The 19,638-nt window shown below is 70.8% G+C and carries 14 protein-coding genes, 2 tRNA genes and 2 pseudogenes; 11 read left to right on the top strand and 7 right to left on the bottom strand.

Annotation, left to right across the window (positions count from 1 at the left end):
• The 9 genes from GXY15_08705 to GXY15_08665 form a co-directional block, all read left to right on the top strand.
• The coding region (locus GXY15_08705) for a hypothetical protein (GenBank protein ID NLV41292.1) at positions 1-897 on the top strand (897 nt) is incomplete at its 5' end.
• 55 nt (positions 898-952) lie between these two features.
• Positions 953-1,690 carry a hypothetical protein gene (locus GXY15_08700; GenBank protein ID NLV41291.1) on the top strand — a complete coding sequence of 246 codons (738 nt, stop codon included), beginning with the start codon at positions 953-955 and terminating at the stop codon, positions 1,688-1,690.
• Between the two features lie 18 nt (positions 1,691-1,708).
• Positions 1,709-1,903 (top strand): hypothetical protein, encoded by a 195-nt coding sequence (locus tag GXY15_08695; protein ID NLV41290.1) that lies wholly within the window; start codon positions 1,709-1,711, stop codon positions 1,901-1,903.
• An 18-nt stretch (positions 1,904-1,921) separates the two neighbouring features.
• Positions 1,922-2,641 (top strand): hypothetical protein, encoded by a 720-nt coding sequence (locus GXY15_08690; protein NLV41289.1) that lies wholly within the window; start codon positions 1,922-1,924, stop codon positions 2,639-2,641.
• Positions 2,642-2,709: 68 nt separating this feature from the next.
• Entirely contained in the window at positions 2,710-3,090 is a 381-nt protein-coding gene (locus GXY15_08685; protein NLV41288.1) for a hypothetical protein, read from the top strand.
• A 14-nt stretch (positions 3,091-3,104) separates the two neighbouring features.
• Complete coding sequence (locus tag GXY15_08680; GenBank protein NLV41287.1) at positions 3,105-4,151, top strand: hypothetical protein; 1,047 nt, start codon at positions 3,105-3,107, stop codon at positions 4,149-4,151.
• Between the two features lie 273 nt (positions 4,152-4,424).
• On the top strand, positions 4,425-4,835 hold the full coding sequence (locus tag GXY15_08675) for a hypothetical protein (GenBank protein ID NLV41286.1): 411 nt from the start codon (positions 4,425-4,427) through the stop codon (positions 4,833-4,835).
• Positions 4,836-4,861: 26 nt separating this feature from the next.
• A complete protein-coding gene (locus tag GXY15_08670; GenBank protein ID NLV41285.1) occupies positions 4,862-5,551 on the top strand; it encodes a hypothetical protein in 690 nt (229 codons plus the stop codon).
• Positions 5,552-5,721: 170 nt separating this feature from the next.
• The gene (locus tag GXY15_08665; protein NLV41284.1) at positions 5,722-6,093 is read left to right on the top strand and encodes a hypothetical protein; all 372 of its coding nucleotides are present in this window, start codon (positions 5,722-5,724) and stop codon (positions 6,091-6,093) included.
• 864 nt (positions 6,094-6,957) lie between these two features.
• Here GXY15_08665 and GXY15_08660 read toward each other — a convergent pair.
• A pseudogene (locus GXY15_08660) lies at positions 6,958-7,209 on the bottom strand (DUF5011 domain-containing protein).
• Positions 7,210-7,746: 537 nt separating this feature from the next.
• Positions 7,747-8,586, bottom strand: a pseudogene (locus GXY15_08655) (DUF5011 domain-containing protein).
• Between the two features lie 3,936 nt (positions 8,587-12,522).
• On the opposite strand from GXY15_08655, the gene GXY15_08650 reads away from it, so the two are divergent.
• Both GXY15_08650 and GXY15_08645 read left to right on the top strand, forming a co-directional pair.
• Positions 12,523-12,597 (top strand) — tRNA-Gly (locus tag GXY15_08650).
• Positions 12,598-12,610: 13 nt separating this feature from the next.
• A tRNA-Lys gene (locus GXY15_08645) sits at positions 12,611-12,686 on the top strand.
• Positions 12,687-12,749: 63 nt separating this feature from the next.
• Here the strand turns inward: GXY15_08645 and GXY15_08640 are convergent.
• The 5 genes from GXY15_08640 to GXY15_08620 form a co-directional block, all read right to left on the bottom strand.
• The gene (locus tag GXY15_08640; GenBank protein ID NLV41283.1) at positions 12,750-15,203 is read right to left on the bottom strand and encodes a hypothetical protein; all 2,454 of its coding nucleotides are present in this window, start codon (positions 15,201-15,203) and stop codon (positions 12,750-12,752) included.
• A gap of 51 nt (positions 15,204-15,254) precedes the next feature.
• Positions 15,255-15,509, bottom strand: a complete 255-nt coding sequence (locus tag GXY15_08635) for a hypothetical protein (GenBank protein NLV41282.1) — start codon at positions 15,507-15,509, stop codon at positions 15,255-15,257.
• A 156-nt stretch (positions 15,510-15,665) separates the two neighbouring features.
• A complete protein-coding gene (gene ccsA, locus GXY15_08630) occupies positions 15,666-17,591 on the bottom strand; it encodes a cytochrome c biogenesis protein CcsA (GenBank protein ID NLV41281.1) in 1,926 nt (641 codons plus the stop codon).
• Entirely contained in the window at positions 17,588-18,733 is a 1,146-nt protein-coding gene (locus GXY15_08625; GenBank protein NLV41280.1) for a cytochrome c biogenesis protein ResB, read from the bottom strand. Before GXY15_08625 ends, ccsA begins: the two co-directional genes overlap by 4 nt.
• Positions 18,730-19,449, bottom strand: coding sequence for a hypothetical protein (locus GXY15_08620; protein NLV41279.1), 720 nt, complete (start codon positions 19,447-19,449; stop codon positions 18,730-18,732). The genes GXY15_08625 and GXY15_08620 overlap by 4 nt, the downstream gene beginning before the upstream one ends.
• Positions 19,450-19,638: the final 189 nt, after the last annotated feature.

The following is a 19,638-nucleotide window of genomic DNA, read 5'->3' as shown; positions in this document are numbered from 1 at the left end:
CTGATGGACATCGCCTACGCGGCCCTGTTCACCTACGGCGCGGCGGCGCTGGAACTGGTCCCCGGCCGGGGGCGCTCGGGCATCCATGACGTGGTGCCGGTGGACGTGTGGACCCTGCGCTTCCGCCGCGAGGGGGGCCGCGTGACGGCCTGGCAGGACACGGGGGACGGCCAGCCCGTCGAGCTGCCGGAAAGCCGCCTGGTCTACGTGGGCCTCGACCGCGACGGTACGAACCCCTACGGGCGCTCCATGCTCCGCGCCGTGCCTTTTGTTGTCCGCATCCAGCAGCGACTGATGGAGGACATGGCGAAGGCCACGCACAACGCCGGATGGGCCCGTCTCCACTTCGCGCGGAGGGCCGACGCCCCCGCGCGCGGTGAGTCCGCCGAGGCCTACGCCGAGCGCCAGACCCGCACGCTGGCCGCCCTGCGCGACGCCGTGTCGGGCCTCGCCCCGGACCAGAACCTCGTGACCCACGACGACGTGGCCGTGTCGGTGCTCCAGGCCGACCACCGCGCCGCCCCCTTCTACGACCAGCACAAGGCCGTGGAGGAACAACTCATCACGGGCCTCCACATGATGCCCGTGCTCATGGGCCGCAACTACGGCTCCACGGAGACCTACGGCACCGCCCAGTTCGAGGTGGTCAACCGCCAGGTCAACACGGTGAACCGCGAGATGCGCGCCGCGCTGGAGCGCCTGTTCAACCTGGACCTCGCCCTCGCCGGGGTGGACGCACGCGTCGCCGTGACCATGCGCGGCAACCGCACCGTGGACCCCCTCCGCGACGCCGAGGCCCGCGCCAAGGAGATTGACAACGCCCTCCGCCTCCGCGACGCCGGCCTCCTCGACGACCAGGCCCTCCGCGAAACCCTCGCCGCCGCCCCGGCGATGTGACCCCTCCGTCCCCTCCCATGCCTCCCATGCTTCCCCTTTCCCCAGGAGCCCCGCCATGCACCCCGAGCCCTTCGTCTTCCAGCACCCCGGCGCCGTCCTCCGCATGGACCGCGCCGCCGCCGCGCCCGCCTGCCCCGGCGTCCCGCCCGATGACGGGGTCCTGGAGGCCGTCAACCGCTTCGCCCTGCGGCCCCTCGCCCGCGAGGAGGTGGCCGTGTTCGAGCTGGACCTCTGCAACAACCGCGTGGATTCGCATTTCAGCCGCTTCCCGGAGGAGGAGCTGGAGAAAATCTGCCGCCTCACGCCGGGCCGCCCGCTGATGGAGCGCCACGACCTGCGCGGCTCGCTGCCCCGGGGCACCTTCTTCCGCGCGCGCCTCCACCGCGACGGGGACACGGTCTCGGTGCGCCCGGAGGTCTACCTCCTGCGCACGGAGGAGAACCGCCCCTTCATCCTGAACATCGAGGGCGGCGTCTACCGCGAGACCTCCATCGGGTTCTCGTTCCGCCTGCCGGAATGCTCCGTGTGCGGGAAGGACCTGCGCGCCTGCGACCATGTCCCCGGCCGGACCTATGACGGCGAGACCTGCCACTTCATCCTGCGCGATGTGGTGGACGTCATTGAGGGCTCCGTCGTGCCGGCGGGGTCGCAGGGCACGGGCTTCGTCGCCCGGCGCGGGCAGCGCGCCGCCCTCCTGCCCACCGCCGTCCGCGCGCTGGAGGCCGCCCGGGCGGGCCTCCGCACGCCCTGCGCGCCGTTCCCCGTCCTCTTCGATCTTCCCGCCGCCGAATAACCCCGAAAGGACCGCGCCATGCACTGCCCCCCCGAGCCCCCCTGCGCCTTCGAGCGGGCGGCCCAGGTCGAGTTCCGCGCGCTCTCGGACGGCCTCCGCGAGGTCGCCCGGCGCGTGTCCCGCCTGGAGACCGTGCTCGCCCGCGGCGTCATGCTCCTCCTCGCCAACCTCGGCGGCATCGTCGCCGTGCTCGCCCAGCGCTTCCTGCAATAACCCCCGGAGACCCCGCGCATGTACTGGAAGATTCTGTCCGTTGAACCCGTCGCCGGCGCGGCCCCCGCCGACGAGTCCGCGCCCCGCTTCGTGCTCCACCGCCACACCGACGCCCACGGCCCGCACCTCGACCTCCGCATCGAGGACGGCCACGGCCGCCTGCGCGGATGGCGCGTGGCCGCAGAGGCGCTCGTTCCCGGCGCCGACGCCGAGGCGAAACGCCCCCACCCCGCCGCGTGGCTCGACGAGGACGGCGGCGCGGTCCGCCTTGACGAGGGGCGCTGCGTGCCCGAGACGGCGGCGGAGGACCGGGTGACCATGCTGCTGTGCGGCCGCACCGAAACGCGGCGTATCGTGCTCCGCGCGGAGACCCCGCTGCCCGTGGAAAGTGTCCGCGCCCTCGCGGGAGCCGCGCGGGAGCACCGCGTCGCCCCGGAAACGCTGGCCGGACTCGTGCGCGACGGTGTGGAGGCCCGCGACCGCGCCGTGGCGCGCCTGTGCGCCCTGGGCCGCGAGCTGGACGGCCCGTCGTTTGACGCCCGCGCCTGGCGCGCCCTGCTGGCCCCGCTGGGCCTGCCGGAAATCCGGGCGCATCTCGCGGGATTCGAGGCACGGCTGGACCGCCTCCACCCGCCCGAGCCCGTCTCGCGGCCCGAGCCCCTGACGCGGGACGCGGAACACCCCGCCGAAACCCGCGCCCGCAGCGCCTTCCAGCTCCTCCAGCACCCCCGCCCCTGACCCGCCCGTCCTCCGTCCATCCCGTCCATACAGTCCATTCCGTCCATCAACCTCAGGAGACCCTCCCCATGTCCTTTGGAAACCTCGGCGGCCAGGTGACCCAGCTGGTCCTCACCTGCCGCACCCCCGAATCCGGCGCCGTGGCCATCGCCCGCGGCGACGCCCTCGCCCTCGCGGGCAGCTACCGCGTGACCAACGACGCCGGCGCGGGCGACCCCGTCTTCGGCGTGGCCCTCGGCGACGCCTCGTCCAACAACGCCGTGATCCCCGTGCTCGTGCGCGGGGTGGCGCTCTTCGCCTACACCGGCGACGCGCCCGCCCCCGGCGGCGGCGTCGGCGTCGTCTTCTCCGCCCTTCCCGGCGTGGTCGCCGCCCCCGTGTCGGGGAGCGGCGCCGGGCAGGTCGTGTCCGTCAACACCGCCGCGCACACCGTCGAGGTGCTGCTGTGAAAGGAACCCACCCCATGAACGACCGCGACACCCTGCTCCGCGAGCAGGTCCGCTTTCTCGGGCAGGAGCCCGACCGCCTCGCCGCCGTGCGGGGCCGCGAGCTCTACGACACCCTCGAAGCCCTCGGCCTGACGCACAGCCAGTTCTTCCAGGCCGCGGGCACCACCGCCGCCGACTACTGCGCCCGCGAGTTCGGCGTGGACCTCGGCCGCGTCTCCGTGGAGCGCTTCTTCCAGTCGGATCCGGACGCCCGGTGGCTCTTCCCCGACATCGTCCGCGCCGCCGTGCTGGAGGGGCTCCACCGCAAGCCCGTGCACCCCGCCCTCACGGCCCGCGACGAGCGCGTCGCCGGCGCGCTCTACGACATGCCCCATGTCGTGGAGAACGAGGAGGCCGAGGAGCTGCGCGCCGTCGCCGAGGGCGCCCGCATCCCCGAGTCGGAGATCACCTACGGCGACCGCGCCATCCGCCTGCAGAAGCGCGGGCGCGGCGTGCTCGCCTCCTACGAGGCCGTGCGCCGCATGTCCGTGGACCTGCTGCGCGTGCACCTGCGCCGCATCGGCGAGCGCCTGGGCCGCGACCTCGACGCCCGCCTCGCCCGCGTCCTCGTGGAGGGCGACGGCTCCGCCGGGTCCGCGCCCGTGGTGATCCCCGCGGGCACGCCGGGCACGCTGGAGTTCGGCGACCTCGTGAACGCCTGGCTCACCCTCTCCCTCGGCCACGGGTTCACCCCCACCCACCTGGTCGCGGGTGGCGAGCTCCTCGGCGCGATCCTCGCCATGGACCGGCTGCAGGACCACCTCCTCTTCGACTTCGCCAAGTCCGGCGAGCTGCCGGCGCCCATGGGCATGAAGCTGGTGCCGCTGGCCGACCAGCCCGAGGGCCGCGTCACCCTTCTCGACGCCGGGTACGCCGCCCAGAAGGTCACGGAGCAGGATGTCCTCGTTGAGTCGGACAAGCTCATCCACCAGCAGTGGGAGCGCACCTGCATCACCGTCGTCACCGACTTCGCCATCCTCTACGAGAAGGCCCGGGTCGTCGTCTCCACCGACGCGATCTGACCTCCCCACCCCACCAGGGCGGCGGGGCCGTCCACCCAGCGGCCCCGCCGCCCGACCACCACACCCCGCCAACACCCCCCACCCCGTTCGTCCGAGTCCATCCGGCCAAGTCCATCCGGCCGAGTCCATCCGACCGAGTCCATCCGACCGAGTCCATCCGGCCGAGTCCATCCGACCGATCGGTCGGATCCGTCGGATCAGTCCGATGTCTTCCCCGCCGCCCACCTCACCAGTCCTGTCGGACCCGTCCGACTTTTTCCCCAGGAGCCGCCCATGCCCCCCTTCGCCACGCCTGAACTCGTGCGCCTCAAGCTCTCGCTTGACGCCACCGCCGCGCCGGACCCGCTGGTGGCGGACTGCATCGCCGACGCCCACCGCGAACTCCTCGCCCGCCTGCGTCCCGATGTTGTCCCCGTGGCCCACGCCGACACCCTCGCCTCGGGCGAGGCCCTGGTCGCCGCGGCCCGCGTCCTGCGGCGTCTCGGCGCGGCCGGCGCCGCCGCGGCCCGCACGGTCGCCGTTGGCGGACAGCGCGTGGATGTGTCCGCGCGCGCGGAGGCCGTCACGGGCGCCGCAGACACCCTCGAGAAGGAGGGGTGGGCCGCCCTCGCGCCGCTCCTCCTGCCGGTGGAATCCGCCGGCGGCGCCGCCGTCACCCCCACACAGCCCGTTGTCCCGGCCTGAAGCCCCCACCCCCGGAGAATCCCGCCATGCCCCGCATCGGAGCCCTCGAACTGGACCCCGCCCTCACCGCCGCCAAGGAGACCCGCGAACGCCGCGAGGACGGCTGGCACCGTCTGATCGCCCTGACGGGACTGCCGCCGCTCGCAGCGACGGCCGCCATCCGCGAGGCGTTTCTGGACACCCTCTGGGCCGCCGCCGCGCCGGGCGGCGACGCCCCGGTCTCCGTTTCCCTGCGCACGGGCCGGGCTTTCGCCGCGCACGCCCTGCGGCTGACCCGGGAGAACCTGCGCGGGGGCGGCGAGGGTGCCTTCTCCGCTCTGCTGGAAGCCCTCACGCCCTGGGAGGAGGCCGAGACCGCCTCGACCGCCCCGTGGGGCATCGCCGCCCAGGGGGCCATTCTTGCGGTGCCCTGTTCCGGCACGCTGGACGCCCCGCTGACGCTCGCCTTCACCGCCTCGGGCACCGTCTACTTTCCGTCCTTCACCGACGGCGCGCGGACCCTTTCCTTTTCGGGCACCGTGCCCGGCGGCAAAACGCTGCTCCTGGACGGCCCGCGGGAGAAGGCCTGGCTGGACGGGGCCGATGTCACCGGCCAGTGCGCCGGCGCGTTTCCCCGGATCGGCCCCGGCCCCGCCACCACGCTCCAGTACCTCGATGACCCGGACAGCTCCCACACGGGAAGCGCCGCCCTGTCGTGGCGCGACCGCTGGGTGTGAGGAAACCCGCAGCACCGGGCCAAGACCCCACCTGGCCGAGCTGTCCACCCTGTCCACCCTGTCCACCCCGTCCACCCTGTCCATCCGACCGATCGGTCGGATCGGTCCGATCGGTCTGATCTCCCCCGTCCCCGCCAACCGCTCCCCGAACCCCAAGGAGACCCCGCCCCATGACCGCCCCCGAAGTGCTTGGCTCCGAACCCGCCCTCACCCTTGCCCTGTCCCTGCTGGGCGCCGCGTGGACCTTCTTCCGCTCCGGCGAATGGATCCAGCAGCGCCGCCGCGTCCGGCTCACCCGCGCCCTGCGCACCCTGGAGACCGCCATCCTCGAGGTCTACGAGGAGTATGTGCGCGCCCTCAAGGAGGGGGCCGCCGACGGCCACCTCACCATCGAGGAGCGCCGCCACGCCCGGCGCCTGGCGCGTGACCGCGCCATCGCCCTCGCGCGCGCCCAGGGCGTGGACCTGATCCGCGACCTCGGCGGCGACTCCCTCGACCTGTGGATCACCCGCCTCATTCGCCGCATCAAGGCGGGAAAGTAGCCCGCCCGTCCGACAAGTCCGACGGGTCCGACGGGTCCGACGGGTCCGACGGGTCCGACTCCCCTGCCCCCTCCTTCCCAAGACACCGAGCCGCCGGTTCGCTTCCGCGAACCGGCGGCTCTTTCTTTCCGCGCGGCGGGCGGCCTTTTCACCGGCCGCCCGCCGTGAATTCTGTTACTTCCTGCGGCGGATGGTCACCGCGCCGCCCAGGGCCGCGAGGGCCGCCAGGAGGCCGAGGCCGAGGCCGCCGACCGCCGGCACGCCGGCCTCCGCCTGCAACTGCGCCGGACCGAAGATCACCGGGGTGGTGGTGTACTCGTCCAGCACTTCCACCTGGTAGGTTCCGGCCATGTCCGCCGTGAACTCGGTGATCTCCAGCGTGGCGGTCGCGCTGCCACTGATGCCGCCGCCGTCGGCCACGGGGGCGAAGGCCTTGCTTTCGTCGTCCTTCATCCACTGGTAGTTCAGCGTGCCGAAGCCGCCCGCCGTCTGGATGGACCACGTGCCGTCCTCGCCGATGCGCATGCCCTTGTAGGTCAGGTCCTTGATCTTCGTGATCCGGGCCCGCACTTCCACGGTCGCCGTCCCGGAGGCGTTGGCACCCAGGCCGTCGTTCACCACCACGTGGAACTCGTGGACACCCGTGCCGTAGGTTGCGGGGCTCACGGACAGGGTCAGCACGCCGCCCGCCGGCACCGGCGCAGGCGCGTCGACGGCCTGCAGGGCACCACCATTGGTGCTGCAGAACCACTGGTAGGTGGTCGGGTTGGCGCCGTTCTCAAAGGCCGCCGTCAGCGTGAGCGCCGACTCGTCCAGGTAGCGCCGTCCGCCGACGGGGTTCGTGGTGAAGGTGACCAGCTCGGCCACCACGACGGTGCGCGTCTGCTGCACGGCCGCCAGAGTGCCGTCGGTCACGTCGTAGGTGATCAGGTAGGTGCCCGCCACCGTCGTGTCCACGGCGGTGTCGCCCACGACGACCACGCTGCTGGTCAGGTCACCCAGGCACTCGTCAAGCGCCTGGAAGCCAGGATCCACGTACGGGCCGCTGTTGATCTCGATGCCCTGCGGGTTGTCGCCCGCCAGGCCGATCGCCGGCGCGTGCGTGTCCTGAACCATGACCGTGCGCGTGGCCTCGGACCAGGCAAGCGTGACCGGATCCTGCGCGCGGTAGGTCACCGTGTGCACCGTGCCGGGCACCGTGGTGGCCACCGGCAACCCGGTAACCTCGACCTCAATGGTCACGCCGGGGTTCTCATTGTCCACCGCCGTCGCGCCCGGATCAATGTACTCTTCCGGACACTCGATGATGAACGGGTCGGCGCCCACCAGCGTGATCACCGGCGGCGGGTCATCCACCAGCGTCAGGGTGTCCACCGCCTCGGCCATGTTGCCCGAGGGGTCCATCACCGTGTAGCGGACCTGGTAGGTCACCGGATACGCCGGCGCGGCATTGTCCAGCAGCGGGAAGCCCAGCGGCGTGGCGAACGCCACGTCGTCCGCGGCGTACACGTTCACGTCGAAGGCCGGCAGGACCGGGTTGCACACGTCGTCCGTGACCACCCCGGCGCGCGCCATGTCCTCCGTGAACGCCACTTCCTTGTACAGGGTGGGCGTCCGCGGCACGCCGTCAAACGTCGGGTTCTGCGTGTCCGCCACCCGGACCGTCCGCGTCTCCGTGGCCGTGAACCCGTCGTCGTCCGTCGCGGTGTAGGTGATCACATAGTCGCCCGGGACCGCCGTGTTGACGGCGTCAAAGCCCGCCATCGCGACCGTCAAGACCGCCGGGGCGCCGGTGTACTTCACGTCCTGCGCCGTCACGCCCGCCATCGCGGCCGCCTCGTCGAACAGGTCCGTGCACTCCACCGTGACCAGCACCGGGTCCACCGCGATCGTCGGAACGAAGCCGACCACGACCTCAGCGGCGGAGAATCCGGCACCCGCAGTAGTCCACACCTGGCCTGCCTCGAGGGTGCCGGCCGCCTGGCCCGCGCCCTTGAGGAGCTGCGCCGGGTTCGACGAGATCTTCAGCGTCACGCCCGTCATGGCCGTCGCGCCCTGGTTCTCAATGAATATCTGGCGGAAACCATTGAAGTTCTTCGATGCGTCCTGAACACTCTTGCGCTGAACAGCCGTGGCCGCCAGCGGATCGGTGAACGGGAACTCAATCCCCTTGTTCCAAAAAGTGGGCTGGAGCCAGCCGCAGACTGCCGCCGGACCGCTGGCCATCTCGCCGATGAGCGGCGTGTCCTGCGCGACTCCCGTGTCGAGCACGAAGTCGTTTGCCGACTGCAACACCGCTTCATTTTTCACGACACCGGCGCGCACCGTTGGACCCGTCCCAAGGGGTTTCGTGTAGGTGTTATAGAAAGTGCTGTTGTTGGCATTGCTGACAGCTGTGAACATACCGCGGTGCTTGACGTCCGTACTCGCGACGGCGGCGACCGTCACGGAGCCCGCAGATCCCAGCACCACGGTGCCCTGCAACTTCAGCATGCCCGGCAGGCCGGAACCGCCGGAACCGCCGGAACCGCCCGTGCCGCCCTGGCCGCCAGAGCCGCCGGAACCGCCCGCGCCGCTTGTGCCACCCTTGCCGCCTGCCTTGGATGTAGCCTCATCCGCAGTCGCCCCCGCGCCGCCGTTAGCACCGGCGGTGCCAGCCTGTCCGGTGCCGCCCGGATTCCCCGCGCCGCCCGCCTGTCCGGCAACACCCGTTCCATACGTACCCGAGGAGATGTTCACCGTTCCGGCATAGCGCGTGACCCCGGCCGCTCCGAGGATCAGGGCACCGCCACCGGCACCGCCGACACCGCCAGCACCACCGGCACCACCCGTGCCGCCCGAACCTCCCGAACCTCCCTTGCTTACCGTGGAAGCAGAATTATCGGCCAATGCGCCGACTCCATAACTTCCTCCCAAAGGCATGTTGGGGGGGTTCCCCCACCATCTTACGCTTCCGGTTCCGTTACCGCCCACCGTGGCGGCCGTAGCACGTCCCCCTCCACCACCACCACCGCCGCCGGAGGCTTTGCCGTAGTCCCATCCACTGTCGTCAACATCAGCCGCGCCGCCGCCGCCGCCACCACCACCACCACCACCGCCGCCGCCGCCGCCGCCGCCGCCGCCGCCACCACCCGCGCCGCCGCCACCACCGCCGCCGCCCATGCCGGCCTGCAGAGTCAATTTGAGGTAGGAGTCCTGCGATTTCAGGGACCACTCGGCGCTGCCCCCGTTAGTCCCGGGTGTCCCGCCCCCCCCTGCGGTGGCGGCAGTGGTCTGCGCGGTACCAGCCGAACCGGTGCCGCCGCCAGCCCCAACGTTGTCGCCGTTCGTGGGCGCAGCGGAACCGCCGGCACCGCCACCGGCACCGGCGCGGCCCGCGCCGCCGTTGGAACTCACGAGGATTCCCGCTGATCCCGCCGCGCCTGGAAGGCTGGCGAGTTCATTGAACCCGAGCGCCCCGGCCGTCCCGGCCGTGCCGTCTGCGCCGGTGCCGCCGGTGTTACCCGTGCCACCAGACCCGCCAACATGCCCCGCATTGCCCGCTGTTGACACGTTGTCCTGTGTGCTGCCCACACCGCCATTCCCGCCGGGACCGCCGAGACCACCAGTGCCGCCGGCCGCATTGGACGCCGCTCCGGCACCGCCGGTTCCGGCGGCGCCGCCGGTGCCGCCGCCGAGCGTTCCCGGTGTGACGGTGAACGCCGCATCCCATACCATGTCACTGGCGGAGAGGATGGATAGGGGACGACTGCCCGAGGCCGTAACGGTCACGCCGGCAGCCACATTGATGGAGTCAAAACGGAACACGGCCACGCCGTCCCCGATTTCGGCCGCGCCGACCTCGCCCTGGCGGACAAGCACACCGTTCACCCGCAACTCGGGAGTGCCATCAGTGGCAATGGTGATGGTGTCCCCGGAAACCGCATTAAGGGTGCCCGACGGCCCTGACTGCGCGAAGGGGTCGTACACCTCGGCGGGGAAGCTGGAGACCGTGATGCGGGTGACCTGCGAGTCCACCGAGTGCCCCCAGGCACTGGAGGTGATGCGGCAGAAATAGAAGCCCGAATCGGCGACCACCGCGCCGTCGGGACTGAATATGTCCTCGGGGATCAGGAGGTTGCCGTTGTTGTTCGGCAAGGAGTACTCGGCGAAATCGGTGGCCCCGCCGACCTTGCGGAACCACTGATAGGAAAGGCCGGAGGCGTCGGAGATGGTGCCGCCGACGGGGTAGTCATCGTAGTACTCCCCCTCCGTGATGGCGATGCGGGACGGGGGCTGCGCGGAGACCGCCAGGGGCGGCAGCGACTTGATGGCCACGGTGTCGGTCTCGACATCCGTGACGCCGCACTGTCCCTTGATCACCGCCTTGGCGGTGTGGGTGCCCCAGGGAATACCGGTGTAGGTGCGCGAGAGGCCGGTGGTCGTGGTGGCCACGACGGCCCCGTCCAGATACCAGTCCACCGTGTACGGGGCGGGGTACTGCATGCCAATGCTCAGGGTCCACTGGCCGTCGGTGATGAGGGGGCTGCCGGGATTGCCGGGATCGTTGTCCCAGTTGCCGACGGGCTGCGCGGTGATGACCAGCGGGTCCGGGAAGGCCGCGCCCTCGCGGATTTTCCACGCGGCGACGTCGCCGCCCGCGTTGGTGTAGGAGGTGCGGTTCAGGGTGCCGTCCTGGTTCAGGTCGCCCTGGGACGCGCGCACGGCCAGCAGGTCCGGCAGGCCGGCATAGGCGCCCGCCGCGACGACGAATTTGTTGGCGAAAGCCGCCACCGAATTGCAGAGGTCCCCGCCGGGAATGTCGATCTGCGGGTCCTTGATGCTGCCGCCGTCGAAGTCAATCTGCGCGGGCAGGCCGTTGTTCTTGTCCAGATGGAAGTCGTTCACCGTCCCCCAGGGGGCGCAGGCCGTCGCCGCCTTGTCGTCGGTGGCGTCCATTGAAACATGGGCGAGCGCCATGAAGAGTGTCGCCATCAGCGCCTCGCCGGGATCGTCTGTCGCGACATACATGGAGCCGTCGTCCGACTTCATCAAATTGGCGAGAAGGCCGGGCAGCAGTTCCTTGATGAAAGAGAAGGCCAGGCGGCCCATGAAGGACTTCCAGTAGCCAGTGCTGCGGCTGTCGCCCACGGTCATGTAGGCGGCCGTCATGTTGCGGACCAGGTCGTCCAACCGCTCGTTGGCATCGTCCACCATGCTCTCAAGGGACGGGATGTCCACGTCGAAGCACGTGTTGCCGATGAGGGAAACGTTTGCGCAAAGTTGGTTCTCCGCGCCCGTCGTGATGTTCACATGCGTGTCCAGGTCGATGTTGATGATGTAGTTCACCGTGGCCCGAAGGCGCACGTTGTTCAGAGTAATCTCCGGAATCGCCCGGTCCCGGTTGGCGGCGAAGGTGTTGCGGATGGCCTGCAGATTGGCCGGCGCCACGCCGACCGGGCAGGTGTCCGTGCGCAGCAGCTCCTCGAGCAGGTCGAGATACTTCTGGTCCGGCACCCCCTTGGCCTCATAGGTCCAAGACGAAGCCACGGCACCGTGGTCGGCCGTGCCGGTCCAGCTCGGCCCGTTCTGGCCAACCACCAGGCTGTGGACCGCCGTCTGGGCGCCGTAGGTGCCCGTGCAGTTGTTGGACCACGACGGACACCCCGTGTACGTGGTGAACAGGGCGTCCAGCTGGGTCTGGAAATCCACCAGCATGTTCTGCATGTTTGGCCAGTAGTCGCTTCGGAGGTAGGGGTGCGCCTGGGCGGGCGGGGCGGCGAGCCCCCCCACGGCCAAGAGCGCCGCAACTAGGATGAGTGCACGCTTTGTCATTGATGATCCCTTTCATGTGATGATTTGGGCAACTCAGCGAATCCCGCCGCAACACCGCTTCACGGCGCCGCGCCTCGCAATGCCTGCCTGCCAACCGGTTTCTGCCTCTTGAACCATATAATCCACACTTCTCCGACGCACGCCCGGCACCCGCACGGGGTGCCAACGCACAGGAAAAAACGACCTAAAAAAGCCGCTTTGTCCGACCTAATAGTACTATGAACCGGCTGGAAAGTCAAGCCCTTTTTTGGCCTGCCGCCCCGCCATGCGCCTTCGCCGCGCGGTCCAAGGCCGTTCCATGCCCGTGTGCGGCGTCTCCTCCCCCCCGGTAACGCCATCGGACGCCGCCATGGACAGTCGCCGCCCGAAGGACTAGGCCCGCTGGACAGGCGGCCCACAGCAGTTTTAGGGGCTGCCACATTCCACCGAAGGGGCAGGGATGGGGACGGCACGGCGCCTTCCGTGCGATGGCGCGGCCCGCATCCCCTTTGCGGCCGCAGAAGTCCCGCGCGCCGCGTCTTCCCTCTTCCGGTCGTGCGGCGGTGTGGGAATGGCCGGGCGGGAAGAAACTTGACAGAGGGCACGGGGCTCTGTTACGATTTGGTTGCCCGTTGAGCGGGAGTAACTCAGTGGTAGAGTGCAACCTTGCCAAGGTTGACGTCGCGGGTTCAAGTCCCGTCTCCCGCTCCATTTCTTTTTTTTGGGGCCGTTAGCTCAGCTGGTAGAGCAGGTGACTCTTAATCACAAGGTCGCAGGTTCGAATCCTGCACGGCCCACCATTTTTCCCCCCTTCCGACATTCCCGCCGACGCCCGGGGTGTGTCCGGCGGGGCCGGCGCGCGCTCAGTCCGGGCGCGCCGCCGCATGCAGCCCCCGCCAGTAGGCCTGGTCCGTCTGAAACGGATCCACGGCGTCCGCAGCATCATCGAAGCCCGCAGGCAGCACGCCGAACCGTTTCATCTCGCGGAGGTACTGGGCGTTGGGGCGGAACCCCGGCGTGGCGTAGCGGGGCCGCGCGTCGGCCCCGGCCTTGCACTCCGACAGGGCCGCGAGCAGGCTTTGGTAGTCGGGGTCTTCCGTGTTTTTGAACACGTCGCCGCAGGCGCCGAAGCCCCCCGCCTCCCGCGCGAGCGGCCCCAGCAGCAGCGTTGAGTGCTCGGGGCGGGTGAGGTTCAGCAGCAGGTGCGCGCTGTAGCGCGCGAGGGGGTCGTCCGGCACCACGAGGCGCTCGTGATAGGCGACGGGACGGCCGACCTCCCCCCGGCGCGCGTCGGCGTCGGGAACAAAGGGCATGGGCCTGCGCGCCGCGTCGGCGGGGGCGTCCAGGGCGTGGCAGGCCGCGCAGCGGCGCTCGAGCACGGGCTTCTGCGCGCCAAACACCAGCCCCGTCCGGACGGCGGTCTGCTCCTCGGCGTTGCGCAGGGCGGCGTAGGTCCCGGCGTAGGTGGCCCCGCTCTCGATCCACATCCAGACCAGGCGCCGCTCATGGTCGTCCGGCCGCGCGCCGTAATGGCTCCCGTCCAGCTTGGCCATCAGCGCGCTGGCCGAGGTGCCGATGCTGCGCGGGGGCTGGTTGCCCAGGCCGTTGCGGCCGTCGGCCACCTGGCGGCGCGCGAAAAGCGTGTAGTAACTGTGGGAATACATCGGCCCCAGGTCGCCCGAGAGGCACACGCCGCCCTCGCGCCGCGTGAAGTTGTGGCACTCCACGCAGCGGCGGTCGAGAACGGGCTGGATGTCGCGCGGGAAATCCACCACGTCGGGAAACCCCTCAAAGGGCGCGGGCACGCTCGGCGCGCGGCGCGCGGCGAGGGGAAAGGCGCGCCCGGCGGCGGCGGGGGTCTGGAGGCGGCTCTCGTGGCACCCCACGCAGCCGAGGCGCTCGCCGGGGGCCACGCTGACGAAGCTCTGCATGCGCTTGACGGAGAGGCCGTCCTTGTCGAGGGCCGCAAAGAAGAAGGAGCGGTTCGCGGGCAGCTCGAAATACGCCGAGCCGTCCTCCTCCACGGGCACCGTGCCCACGACGCGCTCAAGCGTGAAGGTGCCGAGCCAGGTCAGGAGGTCGGGCCCCCCGCTGAAGTTCACGGGCTTGGGCAGCAGCTCGAGAACCAGCAACGCCTTGATGTCCCCCCGCGCGACCCCGGCCATGTTGCGGCCCGCGTAGACATCCGCAAGCAGCAGCTCCCCGGTGGGCCGGTCCGCCGCGTTCACCGGCGGAAACACGCGCTCGCGCGGCCGGGGGAGAATGGGGCGCGGCTCGTGGATCGCGCCGTCCCCCGCGTGCTCGTGGATCACCTCCACGGTGCCCGCCGCGTCGAAGAGAATGATCTGCCGGTCCCGCGCGGCGAGGAAGCAGTCCTCCGACAGCGGGTAGGGATCCTGGACGTTTTCGTTGAGAATGATCCTGGCGGCGTCCGGGTCGTCCGGGCCGCGCCCGGGGTCCACCACCGCCACCGGGCCCCGGTGGTCGCTGATGCCGTGTCCGGGGCTGAAGGTGGCCAGCACCCGGCGCGTGCCGGGGATCGGCTTGGCGTCAATCATGACGATGCCGGGGCGCATGTTTCCATAGAACACCCGCTGGCTGCTCCCGTCGGGGTTCATGGTCCAGAGGTGGTGGAAATCCACCTGGCTGCGGTCCACATACTCCCAGCGCGTGTAGAGCACCGCGCCGTCCGGCATCACCCACGGCGTGTTGTCGTGCTCCGTGTTGCCCGAGACCGGATGGATGCCCGCCCCGTCCGGCCCGCAGCGGTGAAGCGTCCCCACCTGCGTCTTCCAGCAGTTCACCCACCGGTTGCAGCGGGTGGACACGAAGACGATGTCCCCGTCGGGCAGATAGGCCGGCTCAATGTCGTTGAAGGGACCGGAGGTCAGCATGCGCAGCCCCGACCCGTCTGTGTTGATCTCCGCGAGGTGATACTGGTCCGTCCCCGCCCCGCGCAGGGAAAAGAGGATTCTGCCGCCGTCGTAATGCACCTGCGGGTCGCGCACCGAGCCCCCCTGCGCGTCCAGCAGCACCGAGACCGCGCCTGTGCGGAGGTCAAGCTTGCAGAGTTTTCCGCAGTCGGGTTTCCCGTTGCCCGCGTAGGCCTTCAGGTTCTCGTCATCGCAGTAGTAGCCGATGTTCGCGTACCAGTGCGGGTCGTCATAGGGGAGCCGCGTCACGAAGACCACCCCGTCCGCCCCCGCCAGCGGCCCGGCCAGCGCCCCCGCCAGCAGCGGGCGCGCCTCCTGCGCCGACGCCGCGGAAACCGCCGCCGCGCAGACCACCGCCAGCCGTATGCGAAGACCGATGCCCATGCCGGAAAAGGTATACGCGTCCACCCCGCGAATGCAACGCGGCGGAGGGCCTCAGTCGTTGGCGGCGTCCCGCTGCAGCGCGGCGGTCTTGCACCGCAGGTATTCCTCGGCCGCCTGGGTCAGCGCCGTGGCCAGATGAAGCAGCGCCCCGGCAAAGAGCATCCACAGGCCGGCGAGGAGCGGCAGAAGCGTGTGCAATGACGGGCCGGTCGCCACGGCAATCACCCCCGTCAGCACCGTAAGAACCCCGAAAACGTTCAGGGCGTGTTTGGTGACCATCAGCATCACGGGCGCATCGTGCTTCATCGGAAGGTCCTCCCACGCGCGCCAGTCCCCATGACGGGCACGCCTGCCGCAGGGTATCGCAGACGCGCCGGTTCCTTCAACCCGGCCGCCAGTCTCGCGTGAGACCCCAAGACAAGGCCGCCGGGACGGCGGCGGTACGGAAGGGCCGGCCGCGGGTCAGGACTGTTTCGGCCCCGGACCCGCCGTCCACGGGGCAAAGGCGGCCAGCGTCACGATCCCCTGGCCGCCCCAGAAGAGAAACAGGTTGCGCCAGATGCCCTGGGTGAACCCGTAGCTGTGGAGGCCCACCCCGAGGGCGTTCACCCCCCACCAGGAGAACACGACGATCATTCCCATGAGCACGGCGCCCGCGGCCATGCCGCAGTCGCGCAGATGGCCGCCCTTGCGGGCGTGCAGCAGCACCAGCCCCCACAGCACGATCATGAGCGCGCCGTTCTCCTTGGGGTCCCAGCCCCAGAACCGGCCCCAGCTCTGGGCGGCCCACACGCCGCCGAGCACGGTGCCGATGACGGAGAAGAGCAGGCAGAAGCACAGGACGCCGTAGACCGCGCGCGAGACGGCGGTGTAGAAGGCGGCGTCGTCGCGCCGCAGGCGCAAAAGCCTCCCCAGGATCCACACATGGGCCAGCAGGGCCGCGAAGAGCCCCGCGCCGTATCCCGCGACGATGGTCGTGACATGCGTCGCCAGCCAGAAGTTTGTGTCGAGCACGGCCACCACGGCGGGCATGGTGTCCACGGCCTCGCGCGCCTCGTAGCGGTAGGCGAAGAAGAGCCCCGCCGCCCCCGCGAGCGCGCCGAGGGTCCCCGCGATGCGCTGCCGGTTCACCAGCTCCACCACGAGGGCGGTGCCCACGGCCACGAAGGCGGTGAAAAGCACGGTCTCGTAGAGCGTGGTCACGGGGGGCCGGCCCCGGATGACGCAGCGCAGCGTGATGCCCGCGGCCAGCAGCGCCAGCGGCGGCAGCAGCGAGAGCAGCGCGCCGCGCCGCATCCAAACGCTGCCCGGCGCGGCCCAGGTCAGCGCCCACGCCAGAAACGCCAGCACGAAAAGCCACTGGCTGTAGAAGAGGAACTGCGTCCGGTAGAAGAAGTGCTCCAGCGGCACCCGGCGGTATTCGCCGCGCGCGGCGGCCCGCGCCACCGATGCCGTCTGGAAGGCCCGCGCCGCCTCCGCGAATTCCGCCGACGCCGGGGGCGCCGCCGCGAGTTTCTCGAGCAGCGGCAGCAGCGGGTCCTCCGCATACGGCGGGCCGTCCGGCTGGAAGGCCGCCGCGGCCACCTCGGCCAGACTGCGCCACGCGGACGCCTCCGGACTCTCCGGGGGGAAGATCGCCAGGTTCCACGCGCCGGCGAGGTCCGTCTCCAGGGCGGTGAAGAAAGACTCCGCTTCTTGGGCCGTTTTCCGCGCCTCCTCCTCGGACATGTCGGCGCGGCGCGCCTGCATTTCCCCGAGCACGCCGGGCATCCGCTTCAGCATCCCGCTCAGCGGCACGCCCTCCTCCCCGGGAAACGCGTCGGCGAAAACGGAGTCCGCTGGAAACCGGTGCGGGCGGCGGAGCGCGTCAAAGGCCCCCGCGAGATTCTCGAACAGGACCACCGCCTCGCCGAGGGAGACGATCTGGCTCTCCATCCATCCGCGCTTTTCGGCGGGCGTGTCCGCGTACTTCCGCGCCAGCTCCATCAGCTTGTCCCGGTGCGGCGCGAGCTCCGCGTAGGAGTAGCGGTCGCGCTTTTTCGTGTGCGCCGCGCCGCCCAGCGCCGCCACCACCTCGCCCGTCTCCACGGAGAAGCACCGGTAGGTCTCCGCCAGTTCGGGGCGGAAGAAGACGTCCAGCAGCCACTCCGTCGCGCTGAGGCGCAGGCGACCCTCCGGCGTCTCCGCCTTCAGCACGCGCATGCCGTTGAGCCGCAGGAGTGTGAACCGCGCCAATGTGTCCAGCGGCTTCACGCGCCCGCCCTCCTGCACCGGCAGGGTGGCGAACAGCCGCACGGTCTCCTCCGGCCAGCGCGGGGTTTCCGCAAGCGCGGGCGCGGCGACGGCGGCAGCCAGCAGAATGAGCAGGGCGCGCGCGCGGGTTTTCATGGCGCCGCCCTCCGTTTCGCCTCGGCGCGCAGGTGGGCCAGCAGCGCCTGCACGAAATGCAGCAGCAGCCCCGCCGAAATCACCAGCGAGGCGTGCATGGGCCAGTCGGACGCCGGGTTCCGCGTGACGGCCAGCACGGAGTAGAGGGGCTCGCCCTCCCGCGCGTCCTGCGGCCCCCACGACGCCTGAAAGAAGGTGTGGGGGCGGTGTCGGAACGGCGCGTTCATGCGGATGTCCACCTGGCGCTCCGCGCCCGCCTCGCGCACCGTCAGGGCGCTGGAGAAGGTCGCCGGAATGCTCGTGCCCGGGTGCCGCTCATGCGTGAATTTTTCCAGTCGCAGGACGAACGGCAGGGGCCACGACCGCCGCGCCAGTTGGAACATGTACTTCCTCCCCCCCACCTCCGCCACCCACGGGGCCTGCTCGCCCGCCCACACAATCCCGTCCACCACCGACGCGCCGGGCCCCTCCAGCCGCAGGGTGATCCCCGGCAGGTTGCTTTCCCGGCTCGCCGCCTCGCGCTCCGGCGCCAGCGCCACCCCGTCCGCCGGGGCATCGGCGTCCATCACGGGCCGCGCATTGGGCAGGAAAAGCCCGGTCCGCAGGGTGAACGGCAGGTCCGGGTGCGTGAAATCCTTCCACTGGTAGGGCGGCGTCTCCTCGACGCGGTCCTGGGGGAGGATGAAGCGCCGCCCCTCCGGCCCCAGCTCCGTCACCTGCAACTGCCACTCGTGGTACGACACCATGCGGTCCGACGACTGCCCCTCGAACAGCGTCACGTGCCCCTCGTCGGCCAGGTGGAAGGACACGAAGCCCGCGCCCATGAGCATCAGCACGCCCGCGTGGCCGATGAGCAGCCCCGGACGCCGCCACCTTTTCGGCGCGGCGAGCACGCCGCCGCACAGGAGGTTGACGCAGAGCAGCACGGAGAGCAGATAGCCCCCCGGCAGCGGCGCGGCCACGGGCGCGCCCTGGGGGAACCACGCGACCAGGGAGTAGAAGTAGTTTTCCTGCGCGGCGTAGAGCCCGATGCGGGCCTGCTCCACCGTGCCCAGAAACACCACCACGAGCAGCAGCGCCAGCAGCACGATGGACAGCTCATACGACGCGAGGAACCGGAATCCCTTTTTCAGCAGGGTCATGGGGCCAGCCCCCCGGTGGGCCGCAGGGACAGGCAGAACGCCTTGAACCGCTCCCGCTCCGCCTCCAGCGCCGCGCGGGTTCCTGTCATCTTCACGAAGAAGGTGCGACCCTCCATCGGGCAGACCACCCCCAGCAGCAGGGCGTCGTCAATCGTTCCCCCGCCCATGGAGGTGTACGGCCCCGCCGCCTCCACCACCGCCGCGTCCGCCCCCAGCACCGGCCAGCGCGGCAGCGCCGCGATCTCCTCCGCTGTCAGCGGCGGCTGGCCCATCTGGGACCGCCACCGGTCCAAGTTCGCCTCCACCCCGCCGGCGTCGCCATGAAGGGTGGACAAAACGCACTCCGCCAGGGGATCGCTCTCGATAAGGAAGGTCGCCAGACGCATCGGGCTGTCCGGCCCCTGCGACCACCCCTCCGGCAGTTCCCAAGTGAAACCCCGGTCTTCCGCGCCCCCCATGCCTGCGGCAATCTGATCCGCCGGCGTCCCGGCCCCCGCCGGCGCGGCCGCCCCCCCGGATGCCGGCGCTGCAAGGCCCATCCGCTCCGCAGTCTTCAGGACCGGCGGCGCAATCCGCTCCTCCGCGGGCACCCGCTCCACGCGGTCAATGGTCTCCGGGCCGCCGCTGCCGCACCCCGCCAGACACGCCGCCCCCGCCGCGCACAGCGCCGCAAGGAACGCCGCGCCGCCGCGGCATTTTTCCAGGGGAGGGAACACCCGTCACGCCTTTCCGTCCCGGAGGCTTCCGGGACACCCCGGCGGAACACCCGCCGTCAAGAGATTATGCCGGAGGACACCCCGCTGTTCCAAGATCAACGCGCCCGCACGCCGCGCATCCGGGAAGAGGCCGGGGGGAAGCCCGGCGATCCCAGGGGGCCGCGCGCCCGGGGAACATCCCGGCTGACT

Source organism: Candidatus Hydrogenedentota bacterium (assembly GCA_012730045.1).
In the GTDB taxonomy this organism is placed as follows: domain Bacteria; phylum Hydrogenedentota; class Hydrogenedentia; order Hydrogenedentales; family CAITNO01; genus JAAYBR01.
Note: the sequence above shows the minus strand (reverse complement) of the source record. Positions and strands in the feature narration are given on the sequence as shown.